General features: G+C 43.8%; 21 protein-coding genes and 1 riboswitch. Of the genes, 14 read left to right on the top strand and 7 right to left on the bottom strand.

The window, feature by feature from the left end; genetic code table 11:
* The first annotated feature begins 8 nt into the window (after positions 1–8).
* A complete protein-coding gene (locus CWO13_RS17085) occupies positions 9–617 on the top strand; it encodes a cytochrome c oxidase assembly protein (protein WP_102321409.1) in 609 nt (202 codons plus the stop codon).
* 29 nt (positions 618–646) lie between these two features.
* Positions 647–1531, top strand: a complete 885-nt coding sequence (locus tag CWO13_RS17080; RefSeq protein WP_102321408.1) for a cytochrome c oxidase subunit 3 — start codon at positions 647–649, stop codon at positions 1529–1531.
* Between the two features lie 73 nt (positions 1532–1604).
* Here the strand turns inward: CWO13_RS17080 and CWO13_RS17075 are convergent, their stop codons facing one another.
* Positions 1605–1835, bottom strand: a complete 231-nt coding sequence (locus tag CWO13_RS17075) for a DUF2909 family protein (RefSeq protein ID WP_048659084.1) — start codon at positions 1833–1835, stop codon at positions 1605–1607.
* Between CWO13_RS17075 and CWO13_RS17070 the strand changes: the two genes are divergently transcribed.
* From CWO13_RS17070 to cyoE, 4 genes are all read left to right on the top strand, one after another.
* Positions 1729–2646, top strand: a complete 918-nt coding sequence (locus CWO13_RS17070) for an SURF1 family protein (protein WP_102431457.1) — start codon at positions 1729–1731, stop codon at positions 2644–2646. The genes CWO13_RS17075 and CWO13_RS17070 overlap by 107 nt on opposite strands.
* Before the next feature lie 55 nt (positions 2647–2701).
* The gene (locus CWO13_RS17065) at positions 2702–3310 is read left to right on the top strand and encodes a hypothetical protein (RefSeq protein ID WP_102431458.1); all 609 of its coding nucleotides are present in this window, start codon (positions 2702–2704) and stop codon (positions 3308–3310) included.
* 88 nt (positions 3311–3398) lie between these two features.
* Positions 3399–4454, top strand: a complete 1056-nt coding sequence (locus CWO13_RS17060) for a COX15/CtaA family protein (protein ID WP_102431459.1) — start codon at positions 3399–3401, stop codon at positions 4452–4454.
* The gene (gene cyoE, locus CWO13_RS17055) at positions 4444–5382 is read left to right on the top strand and encodes a heme o synthase (RefSeq protein WP_107899090.1); all 939 of its coding nucleotides are present in this window, start codon (positions 4444–4446) and stop codon (positions 5380–5382) included. Before CWO13_RS17060 ends, cyoE begins: the two co-directional genes overlap by 11 nt.
* A gap of 110 nt (positions 5383–5492) precedes the next feature.
* On the opposite strand, the gene gbpA is transcribed toward cyoE, so the two are convergent.
* The gene (gene gbpA / locus CWO13_RS17050; protein WP_107899091.1) at positions 5493–6959 is read right to left on the bottom strand and encodes an N-acetylglucosamine-binding protein GbpA; all 1467 of its coding nucleotides are present in this window, start codon (positions 6957–6959) and stop codon (positions 5493–5495) included.
* A 71-nt stretch (positions 6960–7030) separates the two neighbouring features.
* Positions 7031–7120, bottom strand: a riboswitch (cyclic di-GMP riboswitch).
* 322 nt (positions 7121–7442) lie between these two features.
* On the opposite strand from gbpA, the gene CWO13_RS17045 reads away from it, so the two are divergent.
* From CWO13_RS17045 to CWO13_RS17035, 3 genes are all read left to right on the top strand, one after another.
* A complete protein-coding gene (locus CWO13_RS17045) occupies positions 7443–7796 on the top strand; it encodes a transcriptional regulator (protein WP_008217214.1) in 354 nt (117 codons plus the stop codon).
* A 96-nt stretch (positions 7797–7892) separates the two neighbouring features.
* Positions 7893–8564, top strand: coding sequence for a DUF3313 domain-containing protein (locus CWO13_RS17040; protein ID WP_108083275.1), 672 nt, complete (start codon positions 7893–7895; stop codon positions 8562–8564).
* 12 nt (positions 8565–8576) lie between these two features.
* Positions 8577–8807 (top strand): DUF3820 family protein, encoded by a 231-nt coding sequence (locus CWO13_RS17035; RefSeq protein WP_108083274.1) that lies wholly within the window; start codon positions 8577–8579, stop codon positions 8805–8807.
* A 132-nt stretch (positions 8808–8939) separates the two neighbouring features.
* Here CWO13_RS17035 and CWO13_RS17030 read toward each other — a convergent pair whose 3' ends face one another.
* Positions 8940–9410, bottom strand: a complete 471-nt coding sequence (locus CWO13_RS17030) for a hypothetical protein (RefSeq protein ID WP_108083291.1) — start codon at positions 9408–9410, stop codon at positions 8940–8942.
* 207 nt (positions 9411–9617) lie between these two features.
* On the opposite strand from CWO13_RS17030, the gene CWO13_RS17025 reads away from it, so the two are divergent.
* Together CWO13_RS17025 and aroG are read left to right on the top strand one after the other, a co-directional pair.
* Positions 9618–11507 (top strand): hypothetical protein, encoded by a 1890-nt coding sequence (locus CWO13_RS17025; RefSeq protein ID WP_108083273.1) that lies wholly within the window; start codon positions 9618–9620, stop codon positions 11505–11507.
* A gap of 492 nt (positions 11508–11999) precedes the next feature.
* Positions 12000–13052, top strand: coding sequence for a 3-deoxy-7-phosphoheptulonate synthase AroG (gene aroG / locus CWO13_RS17020; RefSeq protein WP_048663341.1), 1053 nt, complete (start codon positions 12000–12002; stop codon positions 13050–13052).
* A 110-nt stretch (positions 13053–13162) separates the two neighbouring features.
* Here the strand turns inward: aroG and CWO13_RS17015 are convergent, their stop codons facing one another.
* The 3 genes from CWO13_RS17015 to CWO13_RS17005 form a co-directional block, all read right to left on the bottom strand.
* Positions 13163–14587, bottom strand: a complete 1425-nt coding sequence (locus CWO13_RS17015; RefSeq protein ID WP_102431464.1) for a phosphomannomutase CpsG — start codon at positions 14585–14587, stop codon at positions 13163–13165.
* Between the two features lie 24 nt (positions 14588–14611).
* Positions 14612–16105, bottom strand: coding sequence for a mannose-1-phosphate guanylyltransferase/mannose-6-phosphate isomerase (locus CWO13_RS17010; RefSeq protein WP_108083272.1), 1494 nt, complete (start codon positions 16103–16105; stop codon positions 14612–14614).
* A gap of 80 nt (positions 16106–16185) precedes the next feature.
* Positions 16186–17301 carry a mechanosensitive ion channel family protein gene (locus CWO13_RS17005; protein ID WP_102431466.1) on the bottom strand — a complete coding sequence of 372 codons (1116 nt, stop codon included), beginning with the start codon at positions 17299–17301 and terminating at the stop codon, positions 16186–16188.
* Between the two features lie 186 nt (positions 17302–17487).
* Between CWO13_RS17005 and CWO13_RS17000 the strand changes: the two genes are divergently transcribed.
* Together CWO13_RS17000 and CWO13_RS16995 are read left to right on the top strand one after the other, a co-directional pair.
* Positions 17488–18144 (top strand): potassium channel family protein, encoded by a 657-nt coding sequence (locus tag CWO13_RS17000; RefSeq protein WP_108020084.1) that lies wholly within the window; start codon positions 17488–17490, stop codon positions 18142–18144.
* Positions 18145–18170: 26 nt separating this feature from the next.
* Complete coding sequence (locus tag CWO13_RS16995) at positions 18171–19538, top strand: TrkH family potassium uptake protein (RefSeq protein ID WP_108020083.1); 1368 nt, start codon at positions 18171–18173, stop codon at positions 19536–19538.
* A gap of 90 nt (positions 19539–19628) precedes the next feature.
* On the opposite strand, the gene msrB is transcribed toward CWO13_RS16995, so the two are convergent.
* Positions 19629–20771, bottom strand: coding sequence for a peptide-methionine (R)-S-oxide reductase MsrB (msrB, locus tag CWO13_RS16990; protein ID WP_108083271.1), 1143 nt, complete (start codon positions 20769–20771; stop codon positions 19629–19631).
* A 202-nt stretch (positions 20772–20973) separates the two neighbouring features.
* On the opposite strand from msrB, the gene CWO13_RS16985 reads away from it, so the two are divergent.
* The gene (locus tag CWO13_RS16985; RefSeq protein WP_017068628.1) at positions 20974–21372 is read left to right on the top strand and encodes an OsmC family protein; all 399 of its coding nucleotides are present in this window, start codon (positions 20974–20976) and stop codon (positions 21370–21372) included.
* The last annotated feature ends 124 nt before the right edge of the window (positions 21373–21496 follow it).

Raw genomic sequence — 21496 nt, 5'->3', positions numbered from 1 at the left:
GATGCACAATGAATGATAAGCAAAGCGAGATAGATAAAAAACAACCTAAGCGATCTACCAAGAAGCTGACGGGCTACTTGGTATTGAGTGTCGTGGCGATGTTTGGCTTCGGTTTCGCTTTGGTTCCGCTTTACGATGTGATGTGTGAGGCGTTGGGAATCAACGGTAAAACTAATACTGTTTCTGCTGTTCAACCTCAGGGGATGCAACCGGACTACTCTCGTACTGTTCGTGTGGAGTTTATGTCGCACATCAAACCTGATATGCCCTGGCAGTTTGTTCCTGAAGAGCGTGTGCTAGAGGTTCACCCTGGTGAGGTGGTTCAAACTAACTACATTGCCAAAAACCTATCTGGAGCCTCATTGGTTGGCCAAGCCGTACCATCGGTTTCTCCAGGAATGGGAGCGACCTACTTCAACAAGATGGAATGCTTTTGCTTTAATCAGCAGCCACTTGACGGGTTCAAGAGCGCTGAAATGGGTTTGATATTTTACATAGAGCCAGACATTCCAGACTCGATACACACGCTGACGCTCTCTTATACGCTGTTTAATATCACGAGTGAGGTGGTCGGGGAATCAAGCAGTCCCGAGCCTAATGTAATCGCGAGTAACTAGGAACCAGAATCAACAAAAGGAGTTGAGCGATGAGTTCTAAAAAGGAAGTTTATTTCGTTCCACATCAAAGCCACTGGCCATTAGTCGGTGCCGTTGCGCTGTTTCTTGTTGCTGTTGGAGCAGGGTTAACCGTGCAAAACATGGGGACTGATGCTGCTGGTGGCGTGTTCGGCAAAGCGGTGTTGTTAGTCGGATTTGCTGTTCTTCTGTATATGCTTGCGGGTTGGTTTAGCAACGTAATTACGGAATCATTGAGTGGTGTTTATTCCGAGCAGATATCTCGCTCCTTTAGGCAAGGCATGAGCTGGTTCATCTTTTCTGAAATCATGTTCTTCGGCGCTTTCTTTGGTGCGCTTTTCTATGCTCGTATGATTTCTGTTCCTTGGATTGGTGGTTCGGGCAACAATGAAATGACCCATGAAGTCTTGTGGCCGATGTTCCAATCTATGTGGCCACTGACCACGACACCTGATGGCGTAACGACACAAGCTATGCCTTGGCAAGGTATCCCTCTAAAAAACACCATAATTCTGCTGCTTTCCTCTGTGACGCTGCATATGGCACATATCAGTCTTGAACAAAATAAGCGTATGGCTTTGATCGTCTGGTTGGAGATAACCATTGTTCTGGCCGGTTTCTTCCTGTTTTTCCAAGTCGAAGAGTACGTCCATGCCTATCAAGAGATGGGGCTGACCCTTCAATCAGGCATCTACGGCAACACTTTCTTCTTATTGACTGGTTTCCATGGTTTGCATGTCTGCTTAGGGACGATCTTTTTGATTGTATTACTGGCAAGGGTTGCGAAAGACCACTTTACGCCAAAAGACCACTTTGCTTTCCAAGCCGGCAGTTGGTATTGGCACTTTGTTGATGTGGTTTGGTTAGGGTTGTTTGTGTTCGTCTATGTTCTTTAACGACATATTGAGCTGCTTTAAGCCATGCTTGGAAGAATAAATATGTTTGAAAACGTTAATCAACTTGAAAGCCTTAGTAAGGCCTTGGATTTGGAGTAATGGTGCCTGAGGCTAGGGCAAGTAACAGCAATAGCACAACGATGGCAGACAGCACCACACGACGACCTAAGAAGTGACTCAGTCTTTTGCCATTTTGTTTGCCTGAGGCGATTTGGATTAGACCTTTCATCAAATTGAAAGCGATAAAAAACAGCAAAGCGACCAATACAATTTTAAATAACAACACAAAGGTAGATGACGCCATAGTGATAACTCCAAACCGATTGATTGATGATGAACACAAGTTCCGCAGTAAAGGTTTTTGGATAGCGGTTGTTTTAACTGTGGTTTCAGTCGGCGCTTTAATCAAGTTGGGTTTATGGCAACTAGAGCGAGGTAACGAGAAATTACGTTATGAGCAACAATTAATAGAGAGAGCGAAGCAATCGCCGCAATCTTTAGACATTGTTATCTCTGAATGGAAGGACTCGCGCACACAAGCGCAGGATTCATCTGAACAGCCGTTTTTAAATGGTTTAAAGGTTGATGTCGAACTGGAAACGCCAAGTGGTTTGGTCGTTTTGTTAGACAACCAGATAAACCAAGGAACGGTAGGGTATGTAATTTACATGTTGGGCGAGGTTCCAACACAAGATGGAAGCAAACAACTGTTGATCGATCTTGGGTTCGTTGCAGCAAGTAATGACAGAAGAGAGCTTCCACAAGTTGGACATGTCACTTTACCAACCAACATGTCAGGGCGCTTGTATACACGTTCAGTTAATCCTTTAAGTCATGAGTTGGGTTTGGAAAATACGACACCGAATAGAATCCAAAACTTAAACATAGCAGCGTTATCAGAGTACACCGGGCAAGACGTGCTGCCGTTTATCTTTCAACCTCAGAGCTTAGATTCATGGCCTTATGAGATGTTGTGGCGACCTACGGCGATGAAGTCTGAGAAGCACTTTGGTTACTCGTTTCAATGGTTTGTAATGGCTGCGGTACTTTTGTTTTTGATGTTGTTGATTGGGTTCCGATATTTGAAGAAAAATAGCCATATGAATCAGAAGTAGGCACTTGAAATTGAAATAGTGACTTTAAAGGCAGTGTCTGCCACAAGGAAGAAAGATGAATAAATCTCAAGTACAAATGAACAAGGAAAGTACCGAGGCCAATCTCGCTGCGTTTAAACAGCGTCGATCTCGTGGTCGTCTTGTATTAATCGGACTGATTCTGATCTTCGCCTTACCTGCCATTATCGCTAAAACCGTGTTGGACCAGAATTGGTACACCTCAGGTGTCACTAACTCGGGGGAATTGGTAGAACCAAGAACCACACTAGCGGATTTCGGTGTAACGGTACCCATGGCTGGAGAGGGGTGGTTAGTGGGTTATATCGCGCCGGTGGAGTGCGAAAGCTTGTGCGAACAACAACTCCATTATTTGAATCAAAGCTACTTGGCGTTAGGGAAAAACAAAGAGCGTGTGACTGCCGTTGTTTTTGTTTCAGAAGGTAACTCGTTATCGGGTTCGCTCGATAAGCCCGGTTTGTCTTTGTTAACTGGTGGCGATCAGTTAAGTACCGAGTTTGCGCCGGCTTCCATTGTCATTATTGACCCACTAGGGCAGCTAGTTATGGAGTATAAAAGCGTTTCTGACCCGTCGCAGTTAGTGGGGCAATCCAAAGGCATGATTCATGATTTAAGAAAGCTACTCAAGCTGTCACGAGTTGGGTAGTTAATAAGCTTAACTTGATAAGTTTTAGCAGATGGCGTTAATGCTGAGTGTTGTTAACGAAAAGGGAATAAGTATAGGGAGATAGACGATGCAGAATAAAGCCCCTGATTTACTCATCCACATGATGAGATTAACTATCTTATTGACCCTTACCGTGATTGTTCTCGGAGCTTATACACGTTTGTCGGATGCTGGCCTTGGCTGTCCTGATTGGCCGGGTTGTTACGGAAAGATCACCGTGCCCTCAGATGCCCAAGCGGTGAATCAAGCCAATCTGCAATTCCCTGAGCGAGCTCTTGAAGCAGATAAAGCTTGGATTGAGATGATACATCGCTACTTTGCAGGGACATTAGGGCTGCTTATCTTTGTTGTAGTCGCTTGGTGTATTAAAAAGAATGTTACTTCGATTGGGCTTCCTTTGCTTATTTCCGCCACTGTCATTTTTCAGGCTTTGTTGGGTATGTGGACTGTGACTCTCAAATTGATGCCTGTTGTGGTGATGGCGCATTTGATGGGGGGCTTCACGCTGCTGTCACTGCTGTGCCTGCTCTACTGTCGTTTGTCTCAATTCCAAAGCTGTTTTGGTGAGGCTTCCTATTCTCCACAACTTAGAGTTTGGTCGCTCTTTGGATTAGTCATTGTGGTCGGGCAGATACTGCTTGGTGGGTGGACATCATCAAATTACGCCGCATTGGTGTGTACACAGCTACCCATTTGTGAGGGGAACTGGACAAGCTATCTAGACTTTAAGAACGCTTTCGACTTTGCTCAACACGGCCATGATAACTATGAGTTTGGTGTGTTGGAATATCCCGCAAGGCTTACCATACATGTCATGCATCGATTGGGGGCTATTGTGGCGACATTAACGGTGCTGATGGTTGTGTATCAGCTATGGAGGTCTGGCCAAGCGCCTCACCAACAGCTGAGCGTGATTGTCGTAATAGTCTTGCTTACTCAAATCAGCCTTGGAATCAGCAATGTATGGTTTCACCTGCCAATCTCAGTCGCGGTTTTGCATAACCTAGTCGCAGCGATGTTGCTTCTCAGCATGGTTGTAACCAATTTTGTCGTGTGGCAACGCAAACCAAGTGAGAGCTTGGTGAAAAATAGTGCATTACAAGGAGGTAATCATGGTCAGTAGAACGTCAACACAGCATCAAGTGGTGGTTCAAGACGAAGCTTCAAACAGTGAAATGGCTGGAAAAAACAAATCTGTTTGGAAGGTCTATTTAACACTGACCAAGCCTAAAGTGGTGGCGTTAATGTTGCTGACCGCACTAGTCGGGATGTGTTTGGCTGTGCCTAATGGATTGCCTTTACAGCAAACTCTGTTCGGGATGATTGGGATAGGGCTAATGGCGGGATCGGCCGCTGCGTTTAATCATTTGATCGACAAAAAGATCGACGGCCAGATGACTCGAACTAATCGACGTCCTTTACCATCGGGTGAGCTGAGTAGTGTGCGTGTATTCAGCTTTGCCACGGGCATTGGCTTACTTGGATTCGTCACGCTTGTGGTGTGGGTCAATCAACTCACCGCTTGGTTAACCTTTGCGAGCTTGTTGGGTTACGCAGTGATTTATACCATGTATCTGAAGCGAGCGACGCCACAAAATATTGTAATTGCAGGGATCGCAGGTGCAATGCCTCCGCTATTGGGCTGGACGGCGGTTACCAATGAACTGCATTCAAACGCTTGGCTATTGGTGATGATCATATTTATTTGGACCCCTCCGCACTTCTGGGCGTTGGCAATTCATCGTCGTGACGAGTATGCCAAAGTGAACATCCCCATGCTGCCTGTAACCCACGGAATCGAATACACTAAGACTTCTATTTTGCTGTATACCTTGTTGCTTAGCATTGTGTGTATATTGCCTGTATTGGTTGGCATGAGCAGCTGGATATATCTGAGTGCTTCATTGGTGCTCAACGGCGGGTTTGTTTATCACGCTTGGGTACTGAAATATCGTGATGAACCTAATATGGCGATGAAGACATTTAAGTTCTCCATCTATCACCTCATGATCTTGTTCGTAGCTCTGTTGGCCGACCACTATCTACTTTGATAACTGACCTTTCAGGTGTTTTAGAACAAGAAAACGGATGCGCTAGGCATCCGTTTTTGTTTGGTTGATTACCAACACTCATCTATTAATAGTGAGTCTCTAGTGATCAATTAGTCCACTTTGTTCCAAGCATCTTGCCAGTGTGAACCTACACCTGGTTCGTACTGAGTTGCTGTTGGAGCCCATTGAACACAGTAGCCAGAGTATGGGAACTCTTTACACTGATAAACGCCACCATCGCTACTTAGTACTTTAGTACCGGCAGTGTAAGACTCAATGCTTTCTGGGAACACGAAGTCGTAGTCGCCTGCTGGTGGAGGTGTTTGCTCATCCATCAGATGGAAATCAAGCGTGTTCTGATCCACTAAGTTACCTTGGTCATCTTTCGTCACAACCACAAGCATGTGGTGGCCAGCTTCTGATTTAGACAAAGTCAGTTGAACATCTTCCACTTGTCCGTCTGCTAATTCAGATTTTTGAGAGGCAAGCGCTTCACGATGATGATTGTACACAGTCAATTCAGCTTGAATATCGCCTGTTGCCGCTAGAGTAAGGTCAAGCTGTGTTGGCTGGTTTTCATCGATAATGTACTCAGACTCTAAGCCAGTCATTTCTAGCTCATGGTCTGGTTCTGGAGTATCAATCTTGTAACCGATCTCGACGCTGTTAAAGCCTGAACCTGCCTTTAAGTAAATAGGGTTCGAACCGTATACAGGAGCGAAATCGCCTTGGCCGTTTAATTGACCTGCCTTGATTTGCGCCTGCTCTTGGTTGATCTTAGAGGCAAGAGCGTAAGACCAGTTGTTTGCTTTGCCTTGCTCGTTGCTTTCAATCACTAGCTCTGTGCTGTAGGAAGCGTTCTCACCAGATTGATCGAAGACACGAGTGTAGACAGCGTCACCAACGTTCAGATCTTGAGTTGGGTTGATCTGACCGCCTTGATCCCAATCCGGAATAATAGGGCCGTCGCCATCAAATTTCACATCGATAACATTGTAGAAAGCTGCAGCAGTGTCACCCACGTCCCATACTGCAAGGATCACTTGATAACCTTCGCGTTCTGGAACATTACACAAGTGGCTTACTTGCATCGGTGGTTGTTCCATATTGCCTTCAACAACACAGAATGGTGTTAAATCAAAAGAGCTGCGTGCCAAAGGTTGGTTTGGATTCCAGTCAGGTTGCGTAATGTAGTATTTCCAATCGCGGGTTTTGTGGTTGGCTGTAAACGTCCACTCAAAATATTGAGAACCTGACTTGATAGGACGTTTAACCCAGCGATCGGCTGTTTGCTCGTCTAGCGCTGCCGCTAAAGAAGATTCTGCACTGGCGATTTTCCCATCGACCGGGCCGACTTCAGGGAAACCTTCAGGGCCTTCCACACTTTGTGGTTCGTATTGGATACCACCACAGTCGGTGTTTTTCTGTTTTGTGTCACTCGCAGGGAACTTACATAGGGCAACACGGCTCTCAGCAACGCCATTATCGTATGCCGAAACATAACCATGACCGAAGCTTGCACCGCTAACGCTTAGCAGCGACAGTGCGATGAGTGATTGTTTTGGGAGTTGTTTCATTATTTGTCCTTACTGTATTTGGCCGACAAAAAGAGAACACTCCGGCATGCATTTACACTTAAATTCTATTAAGTGGCAGCTCCGCTATCATAGACAGAACATTTGTCGACAGACCGGTGGCTTTGCGTCCTATTCTTTCAAATAGTTTGCCAGAAGTGCGTTTAAGCAAGCGGAATGTAGCCAACGAGTTTTATAAATGCGAATCAATCGATTTAAATGTGGAATGCTAATCTCGAACTTTTAATTCTTAATACAAATTAACTTGCTATATGATTCGTTTATTAACTCATAAGTAATTGAAATAAATTAAGAAAGTATTTGCTCTAATTGCTTTTGTGAATGGTTTGGGGGCTTAACTTTAGTTGTTGATAACGATTGAGCGCATATCAAAACCAAACCTTTGGTTTCCACTAACCAAACCCTGACACGTTATGTATGAAAAACCGGACAATTAATTGGTATGAATTATATAAAGGAGTCAGTATGGAATTCACTGAACAAGATAGAGAAGCGTTGTACCAAACGTGGATGTCACAAAAATCGCGAATGCGAATCACGCAGATGGAGTTTTCAAAGAAGCTTGGTATGAGTCAGCTTGATTTCTCAAATGTGTTGCGAGGGGAGTCACCGCTAACTATGTCATTTGTGAGCCATTTCTGTCGTCTACTTCATTTGGAACCAAGAAACGTATTCCCGTCGCTTAAAGAAGGAAATGACTCTGGTCCTAAAGTGGTCTACTTAAAAAGTCGAATGAGTGTTGATGGAGAGATCCAAAATGCTTACATCGAAGGAAATCAAGTTATCGTAGAGTATGCTCACACTGTTCAACACAACTAATTTTAGAGTTAGCTCTGAGTAATAGCCCCTTTTTCTACAAACTTTTCACATAGGGTATAACATACTTGGGTGTTTTTCTGCCAATCTAAGTGCGCTATGAATCCTCTAAAACTACTTTTGCTTGTCGCAACCAGCATCTTTTTGTTTGGTTGTGCAGGCGGCCCAATCAAGACTGCCACCAAATTCACCACTTATGAAGATTTTCAGCCTGGTCCTGACGGGGGAGTTGACCTCGTTTGGGCAAGATTAGGGCTCCGTGACGCCAATCGCTTGCAGAGCAAGTTGGATGATTATGATTCTGTCGTCATTGACCAAATCTTTGTGCTTGCCGAAGAAGGCTCGCTCGATCAAGAAGAGGTTCAAGAGCTTACTGATCATATGGTTTCACGCTTGGAAGAGAAAATATCGCCTCATAAAACAATTGTCGATGCACCCACGGGTAAGACGTTGCGCCTGAGTATCGCGTTGAGCAACGTTGAAACTCCAAACCCTATCTTAGCCGTGACGAGTAGCGTTCTGCCATTTGGTCTGGCGATGTCCACCATTTCTAAGGTGGCAACAGGCGAACACACCAACGTTGGGAGCGCCAGTGTTGAGCTATTAGTGAGTGATGCTCAAGAGGGGACGCCATTGTTCGCTGCAATCGATCGCGAAGCCGGGAACAAAGACTTTTCGACCATGATCGATTCTCTAGACGATGCCAAAGATGCGATCAACTATTGGGTTGAACGTTTAGGTGATACTCGACAGAGAACCGATGACGCATAGAAAGAGCCTGTAATGCTAGAGAAAGAGAACCTGATCAAACTTGCCAGAATGCAGATGCCTTTTGGCAAATACGCTGGTCGTACATTGATTGACTTACCTGAAGAATATTTACTGTGGTTCGATAAAAAAGGCTTTCCGTCTGGTGAACTGGGTGACCTATTAAAGCTGTGCCTTGCTCTGAAAATTGAAGGACTTGATAGTGTCGTCAAGCCACTAAAGTACAATCATCCCAAAGGTTTATAACTACAGTTGTGTAGCGACTTTTGAACAGAGGGGAGTCATAAGAGTCGCATACATAAAGACACTCTCTAAAGGGCACCGTTACCTGTAACACAGAAACGTATCAAACTTATACTAGTCTACAAAGAAAGGTATTCAATCGAACATTTTTCGATAGACTAGCTCGCCAAATACTGACTTTATGGCCCTAGTGGCCTCAGTCTCGCCAATTGTTTGAGCTAAATGTTGCTTTAACCTGAGTACGCCGCCACGAGAATATGGACTCGTTCCATCCTTTAAAATGTTTTGTAGAAGCATCTCAATAACTTCTCTAAAGACATGATTATTAGGATCTTCATAAGCCGTTATCCATGAATCAATAAATCTGTCCTTTGTTTCAAAGTCTAGGATGTCTAAGAGGATAGGGAAGACCACCCCTTGGAGTGCTGTGGCAAACATAATGCTACTGGGGTAATAAGCTTGGATGCTGCTCTTTCGGACATTAAACTCTTTGGCAAGACGGTCATAGGTAACTGATGACCAGCCTTCGTTAAGAAAGATTTTAACAATGCGCTCGTCCATTCTTTCTTTTTTTTGTTTTCTTTCTTCAGCGGTAATTCGCGCCATTATATTCAACCGAGTAGTGCTTAGTGAGCTATAGCATACAGATTTCCTTAGTTACAAACAACTTATGGTACTAGTACTAATAAAGTGCTTGCAATTGGTACTGGTACGCAATAGTATACGACCCAGTTGAGCGGGGCGGCCTTCTGTTTGAGCAAGCTCCCATTTTTTATTAATAATAGGTACTAGTACCAATTAAGAGTGAGATACATGAATAAATTAAGTTTATCTTCTGTAGTGGTAGCGGCAAATTTAGTGTTAGTTGGCTGTGATGACAGTTCAACTTCAACATCTCCAGAGACGCCAGTTTCCCAAGCTCGAACGGTTACCGTTGATGCAACAATGGCTAACATAACTGAAATGAACGCGATGTCGAATACTTGTCTAAAGGATATTGAATTGCCTGAAGATAAAGTCGTTAGTGTGCAGGAGTTTGATAATAATGTTTGTGCAGTGAGGGACCTTGATGGCAATGTTCATTTTGTACGAACGAATAATTACAGTTTGGTAGTGACGGATATGTACGGCACGAGTACATACGATATCAACGATATTGTTGTTGATGGCATGCAGGAAGTTGAGGTCTTTGGTGAGGCGACTTTTAAGATTGAACCTAAAGTTGTGAAAGGTGAATACAATCAGTTTTACTCATATTACTTGGTTGAAGGTGAAGAGGTCCTGGGTGCAGACAAAACGCATGTGGTGATTCATGTGGATAATAAGGACTATTCCTACGTGACATTCACTGTTGCTGACCGTGAAGATATTGACTTTTACCATTCAACCATTACTGAGACTCGTGAGGAACCAAAGAATTTTGGCGCAACCTATTCTGGTGAGATTGAGGGTTCGATCGGTAGTGAATATGGTACGCATGCTTACCGTTATATTGATAAGGATGCGGACGTTTTGATTACCGCGTTCAATGGTGCGTCTGTACCAAGTACTATTGAATTTGAACCAATGAGACATTTCAATCTTGGTGAGTTAAAAATTGATCCTAAGTCAGGTGAAATTATTATCACACCGCCAGATTTTGGTGAGCCGATTGAAATTATTCCATCTCCTGTCGCACCAGTTATTAAGCCGTCTCAGGTTGATAACGCTGAGCTAGAGTTTTTCGATGGAAACGGTTTTGGCGTATTCAGTACTGTAGCGAATATAAAAGGATTGGCAGAACCTTGGTTGTATCCCGAGGTGCAGTTTGAGGATGGCCTTAAGTCTTTGAAGCAGTTTGAGTTCAGCTATGAACTCGAGGGGCATGAAAGTTTTGACACTTTTATGAACATTTACCTATTGGATGAAGTTGGTACTCTAGTTCGTGCTATTTATTATCCAAATGGAGACGTAACAGTTGATGATGGTGCGCCGGTTATGGATAAAGCCACGTTTATTGAAAATTATGGTAGCTATAAATTAGCAGCGCGAATGGATGGTGTGAGATTCAAGACTAACTTTATTGTTCGTGTTGCTGATGACAATGCAGATGCTGGTTTACAATTTACAGTTAAAGATTTTACGGTCAAAGAGCTATCGCCAGTTGTCGTATCAGAACAGTTGGTTGGAGGAACTATCCTTGATTCAATCGATGATACTAATCATAGTGTAGACATTGAACTTACTGGTAACCGTCAATCAAGCATTGACAATCCACTTTGGGTTTATACAGATACCAAGTTTCCAGCTAAGGAAGGTGACGCACCTACTCTAGGTCAGGTATCAGTTGGTGTAGATGTAAAAGTTTCTGATACATTTTCAGATAAGGCGGCTTCAGATGCTTATATCAATATCTACCTTGATGGTTGGAACGCGACAGAAACATTTGCGTTATATGTTTCTGGCAAGCTTAAAGGACAAGTTATTCAGCGAGCTCATCGTGAAGGCGAAGGGCAGGAAGTATATTCAAGTTATGACTCTTTTCAAGCTGCTTACTTTGATACAAAAGTGAAAGGGCTTGTTGAAGGAACGAAGTTAAACACTAACTTTATACTTCGCTTTGGTGATAACGATAATGGTAAAGGCGAGGATGGCAATTTACTGGGTGAGGTAGTAGCTATCAATTCGTTTGATATTACAATCGAACTGCCTATCGCAGAGTAAGACGACTACCTAAATAACAAAACGGGCATCCTCTATGAGAGCCCGTTTTTTTGTTTTATTTTCAACCATAAAGAGCGCTGTTTTGTAAAGTGGTTGAATCTTTACCAAGTACTGAAATTCGACTTTATATGGTAGTTAAAACGGTGGTCACATGAGAGGGGTTAAAAGAAAAGAACTAATTAAATAAAAGCTCACGCTGATCTCGTGAGCTTTTTTGTTTTTAAGTTCTACACAATTTCATATGCATGGTGGAGCTTGAAGAATAGCTGCTCTTGCTTTCCTATAAATTACGCAACCGATAGCTTGTAAACAATGGTTTACAGGGTGTTTTAAATATAAAACACAAAAAAAATTGCGTTTATTTTCAATTAGTGATTGAAACTGTAGTTTTTACTAGTTAAGTTACAAGGAACAAGAAGATTAGTGCTGAAAGAAAGTGACGTGAGACAACGTACATTCAGCTCAAGGATAGAAAAAAGGAAGAAGTAAGCAATGTTCCAGACTGATGATGTAAGAATTAACAAAGTAAAAGAGTTATTACCACCTGTTGCTGTTTTAGAAAAGTTTCCAGCGACAGAAGTTGCTTCTTCTACAACCTTTGAAAGCCGTAAAGCGATTCATAATATTTTAGAAGAAACCGATGATCGCTTACTCGTTATTGTAGGTCCATGTTCTATTCATGATACTGAAGCTGCTCTTGAGTACGGCAAGCGTTTGAAAGTGTTACGCGACGAACTCGGTGACAAGCTTGAAATCGTAATGCGCGTTTACTTTGAAAAGCCACGCACAACGGTAGGTTGGAAAGGTCTAATCAACGACCCGTACATGAACGATACGTTCAAACTAAATGATGGCCTTCGTCTAGGACGCAAGCTACTGCTTGACCTAACTGACATGGGCATGCCGACAGCAAGTGAATTCTTAGATATGATCACACCTCAATACGTTGCTGACCTAATCAGCTGGGGTGCAATCGGCGCGCGTACTACTGAATCTCAAGTTCACCGTGAATTGGCTTCTGGTCTGTCTTGCCCTGTTGGCTTTAAGAATGGCACAGATGGCAACATTAAGATCGCAACGGACGCAATCCGTTCTGCTAGCGCTTCTCACCACTTCTTGTCTGTAACTAAATACGGCCACTCAGCTATCGTAGAGACAGCAGGTAACCCTGATTGTCATATCATCCTACGCGGTGGTAAAGAGCCAAACTACAGTGCAGAACACGTTGGTAAGATTAAAGAAGAGCTAGCAGCTTCAGGTCTTCCACAAAAAGTGATGATCGATTTCAGCCACGCAAACAGCTCTAAGCAGTTCAAACGTCAAATGAACGTATCTGATGACGTAAGCACACAGATCTCTGGTGGTGATAAAGCTATCTTTGGTGTGATGATCGAATCTCACCTTGTTGAAGGTCGTCAAGACTTGGTTGATGGCAAAGCTGCAACTTACGGTCAATCTGTTACTGATGCATGTATTGGTTGGGAAGACACAGAGACAGTACTTCGTCAACTGGCAGATGCTGTTGAAGCTCGTCGCAACAAATAGACTAATTACAGTCAGCAACTAAGCTACTGAAAATTCAAAGCCCTTATTAGCAATCGCTAGTAAGGGCTTTTTTGTTGCTCTTAGGAGCAAATTGGAAGCACTTTGTACTCTTAAATGAGAAAAGACAGTAGCTCTTCGACTTTATGTGACAACAAAGCTTTATCTTTTTGGGTTTCAACATTGAGGCGTATCAATGGTTCTGTATTCGATTTTCTCAGATTGAAGCGCCATGTTCCCATATTCACACTGATACCATCGATGAAGTCTACCGCAACGGCGCCCTTTTTATAGTGTTCTAAAACAGAAGCTATAACTCGGTTGGGATCTGAAACTCTGCGATTTATCTCTCCGGAAGAGGGGAATTTAAACATACTGGTACACGTCAATTGGTGAAGAGATTGTTGAGTCTTCGAAATTAGTTCGATAACCAGTAGCCAAGGAATCATGCCTGAATCACAATATCCAAAATCACGGAAATAATGGTGTGCGCTCATTTCACCACCGTACACTGCGTTGAGCTTTCGCATTTTCTCTTTGATCAAAGCATGCCCAGCTTTTACGCCAACAGCGTTTCCACCTAGTCTTTCTGCAACCTCTATTGTATTCCATGTCATGCGCATGTCGTGTAGTACAGTCGCATTGGAGTCTTTCAGCAAGAAGGCTTCGGTTAGCAGGCCGACGATGTAGTAACCCTCAATGTAATTGCCTTTTTCATCGAAGAAAAAACAACGATCAAAATCTCCATCCCATGCGATACCAAGGTCGGCGGAATGAGCTAGCACAGCATCTCGTGTCGCAATCTGGTTTTCTTTGATTAAGGGGTTTGGAATACCATTAGGGAATTTCCCATCAGGAGTGTGATGAACCTTGATGAAAGAGATAGGAACATTCAGTTCGTTAAACCTCTCCTCTAACGCGTCAATGACATGCCCTGCAACACCGTTCCCAGCATTAACCACAATCTTCATCGGTGACAGCTTTGATGGGGTTATATACGAGAGTAGGTGCTCGACGTACGGAGCAAGAATATTGGCCTTTCTGCAAGAATCAGAAGGTAGCACTCTACTGATAGTTATACCGTTTTTCAGCTCTTGACCCAGAACTTCAATACGCTGTTTGATTGTATCTAAACCACTGTTTTTACTAATCGGACTCGCATCTGCACCGACTAATTTCATTCCGTTGTAATTGATTGGATTGTGGCTTGCTGTAATTTGAATTCCGCCTATTGCTTGTAGGTGGCGAGTCGCAAAGTAAATCTCTTCAGTGCCTGTCATACCGAGATCGATCACGCTTATGCCAGACTCGTTTAAGCCTTTGGTGATAGCTTTTTGTAATGAAAGGGACGTTTCGCGGTTATCACGGCCAATCACTACCTGAGCTGAGTCGTAGAGTGACGTTTCAGTTGAAGCACAAAGTACGTGTTCGCCAAATGCTTTTCCAAACAGAAAGGCGAAATGTTCATTGATTTGTTGACCAATGATGCCGCGGATATCGTTATTCTTAAAGCAGCTCAAGTCTAATGGTGATTTCATCGATTTCATCGATTTGTCGCTGCTTTAGTTCGATTTGATGATTTGAGATGAGTCAGGTTGTTCGCATTTCACGTCTCGCCCATAACTGTCTTGATATCGAATGATGTCGCCTTCGCTCAAATGGCTGCCGGTTTGTACCTCGATCATTTCGAGTGGCAGTTCGCCTGGGTTTTCTAAGCTATGAACATGTCCCAATGGAATGTAGGTGGATTGGTCTTCTTCGACTAGGTAAGTTTTCTCATCATTAGTCACCTTCGCGATGCCCGCTACGACAACCCAGTGTTCCGCTCTATGGTGATGTATTTGTAGCGATAACTTATGACCGGGTTTTACGGTGATACGTTTTACTTTGTCGCGTTTACCTAGGTCGATTACATCGTATTTACCCCAAGGTCTAAACACCTCACGGTGATGAACATGTTCTGTGCGACCAGCTTGGTTCAGCTGACTAACAATCGATTTTATGCCTTGAACTTTGTCTTTATTCGCAACCAATATAGCGTCTTTGGTTTCGACAATAATCAGGTTTTCGACACCCACAGTCGCAACCAATTTATTTTCGGCATGAATATAGTTGTGCTGAGAATCGACAGTTAACACATCGCCTTCAATCACGTTGTTGTGCTCGTCCTTATCACTGACATCCCAGATGGCAGACCATGAACCAATATCATTCCAACCAACATCCATAGGAATTACTGCAGCGTGTGACGTTTTTTCCATCACGGCATAGTCGATAGAGTCACTCGGACTGCTTTTGAATGCTTCGGCGTCAATACGGATAAAGTCGAGGTCGGTGTTTTGTGTCGCGAGAGCGAGTTTACAGGCCGCTAAGATCTCTGGACGATGTTCAGCAAGTTCTTCAAGGTAGCGTGATGCTCTAAACATGAACATGCCGCTGTTCCAGAGGTGCTGTCCTGAACTAATGTATTTCTCTGCGGTGGCTAGGTCAGGTTTTTCAACGAAACATTCAATGGCAAAAGCATGGTGGGAGAGTGGCTTTCCTTGTTTGATATAACCATAGCCAGTTTCTGGAGCGTTGGGAGTAATACCAAATGTGACCAGTTTGCCTTGTTTCGCGTATTCGACACCCCTCGCTACCGTTTGCTGAAATTCGGTCGTTTTGGCGATGTGATGATCGGCTGCCAGTACCAATAATATTGGGTCTGACTTGTTCTGTTGGTTGCTGTTCGAGTGACTTAAGGCCTGTAAGGCTGCAAGTGCGATGGCGGGCGCTGTGTTTCGACCTACAGGCTCTAACAGAATACCACCGTGTTGGTTATTAGCCGATCGAGCTTGCTCTGCAGCGATAAAGCGGTGTTCTTCGTTACAGATGATGAAGGGAGCGGCACACTCGGTATCACTTAAGTGCGCTTCAAGGCCTTGCAAACGCAAAAGGGTTTGCTGAAGCATAGATTGCTCATCTGCGATGTTGAGGAACTGCTTAGGGTAAAGCTCGCGAGACAGTGGCCAGAGGCGGCTACCAGAGCCGCCGGCTAGAATGACAGGTAAAATCATATCGTGGTAATTGGGTGCCTTAAAATACTGGCGTCATGTTACCACGCTTCACCGTTATTATTTATCGATAAAAAATTTACTTATCGATGACCCCCTGGATTGGAAATGACTATGTCTTGAGCTTCGCTAAAACCTTGCGGGTCGATTTTAAGTGTTTGCGTTGGGAAGGCGATATCCGCATTATGTTTGTGAATAATTGCTAGCACCTGCAGTAGCACATCCTGCTTAACTTCATGGTATCTCACCCAGTTGACGGTCTTAGTGAAGGTGTAGATAAAGAAATTAAGTGTTGATGGCCCAAACTTGTCAAAGTTAACCATCAACGTCTGTTTGGCATCGATATCAGGGTGCGTTTCAAGCATGGCTTTTACGTCATCCACAATAGCAGCTAACTTGCTCGCGTCTTGGTAACGAAGCCCAAAGGTTTCATTGATTCGGCGGTTCAGCATTCTTGATGGGTTCTCTACCACAATGTTACTGAAAACCGAGTTTGGCACGTACAAAGGGCGTTTATCGAAGGTGCGGATGATGGTCATGCGCCAACCAATACGTTCGACAGTACCTTCGATTTGACGATCGGGAGAGCGAATCCAATCACCGACTTTAAAAGGTCGGTCGAAGTAGATCATCATGCCACCAAAGAAGTTCGAGAGTAGATCTTTTGCTGCCAAACCGACAATCAAACCACCCACACCACCAAAGGTCAGAAGGCCAGACAGGCTGAGTCCAAACGCTTGCATGACTGTCAGGCCGCCCATGACCATAAAGAACAGGCGAGCGACTTTCGCGATAGCTTGTACTGTGGTTTCGTCTCTGGTTTTTTGCTCTAAGACATATGCTTCAGTGTTGGTGATCATTCGTAAGGTAAACCAAACGAAGGTACATATGATCAAAATGTGTTTTAACGTTTTTAACCAGTTGATTTCGTTACCAAACTGGTCTTGGAGGATCAGCCCGATAGAGACCGTGGCTGGCCAACACCAAAGTAACGTACTGACTGGGGTTTTCAGTGCTTCTAGTAGCAGATCATCCCAGTGGAAAGGGGTTTTCTGAACCAGAATTTCTAAGCGATTGTGGACAATTCGCCAAGCTACCCAAGCAAGAAAACTCGCAATAGTGATGAATAAGACACTGTTCGCCCAATCACTATGGCTCTGGTTAATGTAGGTTTGTACTTGGGTTAAGAATTCATTCATTGTGTGTGCTGCCGCAGAAATTATGAATTGGAAATTAGCAGAAACTGGAGTTGTTCTCTACCTTTATAAATCAAGCGATTATGACACTAGTATAACCTTATTATTGAAAAACTAACTTTTTTTGAGATAGAAACTAATGTAGGTTTGGCTATCCCGTGTAATTAAAATTTCTCAACAGGATTTCAAATGAGCGACAAACAATATGCAGTTATCGGTTTAGGGCGTTTTGGGTTATCTGTATGCAAAGAGCTGCAAAGTTCAGGGGCGCAGGTACTAGCCGTCGATATTGATGAAGAGCGAGTGAAAGAAGCCGCGGCTTTTGTTTCACAAGCGATTGTTGCTAACTGTACGAGCGAAGAAACGGTAAAAGAGTTAAGGCTAGACGATTATGACATGGTGATGGTGTCGATTGGCTCTGATGTTAACTCGAGCATTCTAACCACTTTGGTGGTGAAAGAGTCAGGCGCAAAAGCCGTCTGGGTGAAGGCGAACGATAAGTTCCACGGTAAGATCCTCTCTAAGATTGGTGCTGACCATATCATCATGCCAGAGCGCGATATGGGTATTCGTGTTGCGCGCAAGATGTTAGATAGACGCGTTCTTGAGTTTATCGACCTAGGCAGTGGTTTAGCGATGACCGAAATTGTTATCGGTGCCAAGTTGTTGGGTAAACAACTTCGCGAACTCAAGCTGTGCAAAGAGATTGGCGTTGAAGTTCTTGGCTTCAAGCGTGGCCCAAACCTAACCAAAGCACCTGAGTTGGATGTGAGTTTAGAAATCGGTGATGTTGTGATCATTGCAGGGCCGAAAGAGACCTTGTCTAGAAAATTACGTAATTGGTAACCGGCAATGGGTCATAAGGTAATAGTATGAATTCGTTAAAACGAAAAGGTACTTTCTACACGCTTAAGAGAGATGAAAAGCCACGTAAAGGCTCTGAACCTAAGATTATTCTGACTAGTTTCTTAGGTGTTCTTATCCCTTCGGCCATACTTCTGACGATGCCTGTTTTTTCTGTTACAGGACTTAGCTTTACAGATGCGTTGTTTACCGCGACTTCCGCGATCAGTGTGACAGGTTTGGGTGTAGTCGATACGGGTGAGCACTTCACTTTGGCTGGAAAAATCTTGCTGATGTTCTTGATGCAAGTGGGCGGGTTAGGGCAGATGACCCTATCTGCGGTACTGCTCTACATGTTTGGTGTTCGCTTAAGCCTGAAGCAACAAGCATTAGCCAAGGAAGCATTGGGTCAAGATCGTAAGATCAATCTTCGAAAACTGGTCAAGAAGATCATTATCTTTGCGCTAGTGGCTGAATTTATTGGTTTTGTATTACTCTGTTTCCGATGGGTTCCTGAGATGGGATGGTCAACCGGAAGTTTTTACGCACTTTTTCATGCGATATCAGCCTTCAATAACGCAGGCTTTGCTCTGTTTTCAGACAGTATGATGAGCTTTGTTGACGACCCATTAGTGATCTTTACGCTCGCGGCTCTGTTCATTTTTGGTGGTTTAGGCTTCACGGTAGTAGGTGACCTATCAAGCAATTGGCGTAAAGGTTTCAGACATCTACATTTACACACCAAGATAATGCTGACCGCAACACCGACTCTATTATTAGTGGGTACGGTATTGTTCTGGCTGTTGGAGCGAAACAACTCCGCGACCATGGAAGGGCTATCGATACAAGGTCAGTGGTTAGCAGCGTTTTTTCAATCGGCGAGTGCTCGTACTGCAGGCTTTAACAGTGTGGATTTATCTCAATACACTCAGCCTGCTTTATTGGTGATGATCGTGTTGATGCTGATTGGTGCTGGCTCTACCTCAACAGGTGGTGGTATTAAGGTATCAACCTTTGCAGTTGCCTTTGTCGCGACTTGGACATTCTTGCGTCAGAAAAAGCATGTAGTGATGTTTAAGCGCACTGTAACTTGGCAAGCGGTAACAAAGTCATTGGCCATTATTGTGGTTAGTGGGGCGCTATTAACCACCGCAATGTTTTTGTTAATGCTTACTGAAAAAGCTGCGTTTGATCGAGTCATGTTTGAGGTGATTTCTGCCTTTGCAACGGTAGGGTTGACGGCTGGGTTAACTGCGAACCTAACTGAGCCTGGCAAATACATCATGATTGTTGTGATGGTTATTGGACGTATCGGTCCTTTGACTCTGGCGTATATGTTAGCTCGCCCTGAGCCTTCATTATTGAAGTATCCAGAAGATACTGTTCTAACTGGCTAGGGACTAGTGCTCTTGATTGTGAACTAGGAAAAGTAAAGCCAGCGATATGCTGGCTTTGTTGTTACAGGTTTCGCGTTAGTTGCTGAGTGCTTAGCCCTCAAACATCTCAACGTATTCTTTGTAGCCTTCTTCCGCTAATTTATCCGCTGGGATAAAGCGCATTGCGGCTGAGTTCATGCAGTAACGTAAACCTGTAGGTTTAGGGCCATCTTTAAATACATGACCTAGGTGAGAATCCCCAAATTTACTACGGACCTCGGTTCTTGGGTAAAGCAACTTGTAGTCAGTCGTAGTTACCACGTAAGCCTCACTGATTGGCTGTGTGAAGCTCGGCCAGCCTGTACCTGATTTGTATTTGTCTTTTGAAGAGAACAGCGGCTCACCAGTAACGATGTCGACATAGATACCTTCCTGTTTGTTATCCCAGTATTTGTTATCAAACGGACGTTCTGTTGCGTCATCTTGCGTTACATCGTATTGAAGTGCCGTTAGCTTGGCTTTGATCTCTGCATCAGATGGCTTAACGTAGGTTTTAGCGTTGGCTGTCGCATTTTTGCTGTCGATGATCTGACGGATAGTTTGAGGGTTCTCTTTTCTATCGTCCCCGAATATTTTATCTAAGTACTGATCACGACCTGATGCGTAGCGGTAGTAGTTATAACGAACCTTGCTCTTCTTGTAGTAATCTTGATGATAGTCTTCTGCTGGCCAGAATTTCTCAAACTCAATCAGTTCTGTTTTTAGTGGTTCACCAAAGATCTGAGCCTTGTCGATTTCCATCATGAAGCTCTGAGCGACGGCTTTTTGCTCTTGATTATGATAGAAAATAGCAGGTCGATATTGAGGGCCTCTGTCTACGAAAGAGCCTTTGTCATCGGTTGGATCTATGTGACTGAAGAATTGGTCAAGAACCTGTTCATAGCTAACGATATCAGGGTTGTAAGTCACGTTGATCACTTCGATGTGACCAGACTTGCCCGAAGATACTTGTTTGTAGGTTGGGTTTTCTAATTCACCACCAGAGTACCCAGAGATAACGTCGGTGACGCCTGGCAGTTTTTCTAGGTCGGATTCTGTACACCAAAAACAACCACCAGCCAGTGTCGCGATTTCACTTTTACCTGAATTAGCTGTTTTATCCATTGTATTGGCAGTGCCAGTCTGGCTTACAAACAGCGAAATCAGTGGTAGCGCAACCACGAGTGATACCAATATTTTAGATAATTTATTCATAGATACCTCATCTTGACGTTCTTCTCATTCGATTTTGAATGTACGAATAGAGACAGGTTTTAGATGGAAAAAATTGCATCATTCATGAAAAAAAATATGTCATCGAGAAAATCTTGCTCATAAATGCCGCCAGTAGTAGGGTGTCGATACTAACAATAAATAATAGACAGTGATGGCGGTTATCGGTCATCTAAGGAACTGTATGCAAGCAGAAGTTAAATGGGTCGAAGGCTTTAAATTCTTAGGTCAATCTCAATCAGGTCACTCTGTCGTGATGGATGGAAGTGGTGGTGCTACTGCGCCAAGCCCGATGGAAATGGTGTTAATGGCTGCTGGTGGTTGTAGCTCTGTTGATGTGGTTGATGGTTTGAAATCTGCAGGCCAGAACATCACAGGCTGTAATGCAAAGCTGGAAACCACACGTCGTGAAACCGCGCCAAAAATCTTTACTGTGATTAACATTCACTTTGAAGTATCGGGTGACAACCTTGATCCTGAGTTAGTTGCAAAAGTATGTGCTGACTCGCTAGAAAAATACTGTTCAGTATGTCTAATGCTAGGTGCTGGCGTAGAAATGACGCACAGCTGGGAAATCGTTTAGTTTTCGGATTGTACAGCTTGACTTTGGGCCGTTACTTTACGGCTTACGGCTTATTAGAAAGACAGATAAAGAAAAGGGCGGAGCACTTTGAGTGCTCCGCCCTTATTATTTCGGCTAAGGTAGA

This window comes from Vibrio sp. ZF 223 (genome assembly GCF_003050585.1).
Taxonomy (GTDB): Bacteria; Pseudomonadota; Gammaproteobacteria; order Enterobacterales; family Vibrionaceae; genus Vibrio; species Vibrio crassostreae.
The sequence above is the reverse complement of the archived record's forward strand: the minus strand, read 5'-3'. Positions and strand labels throughout refer to the sequence as shown.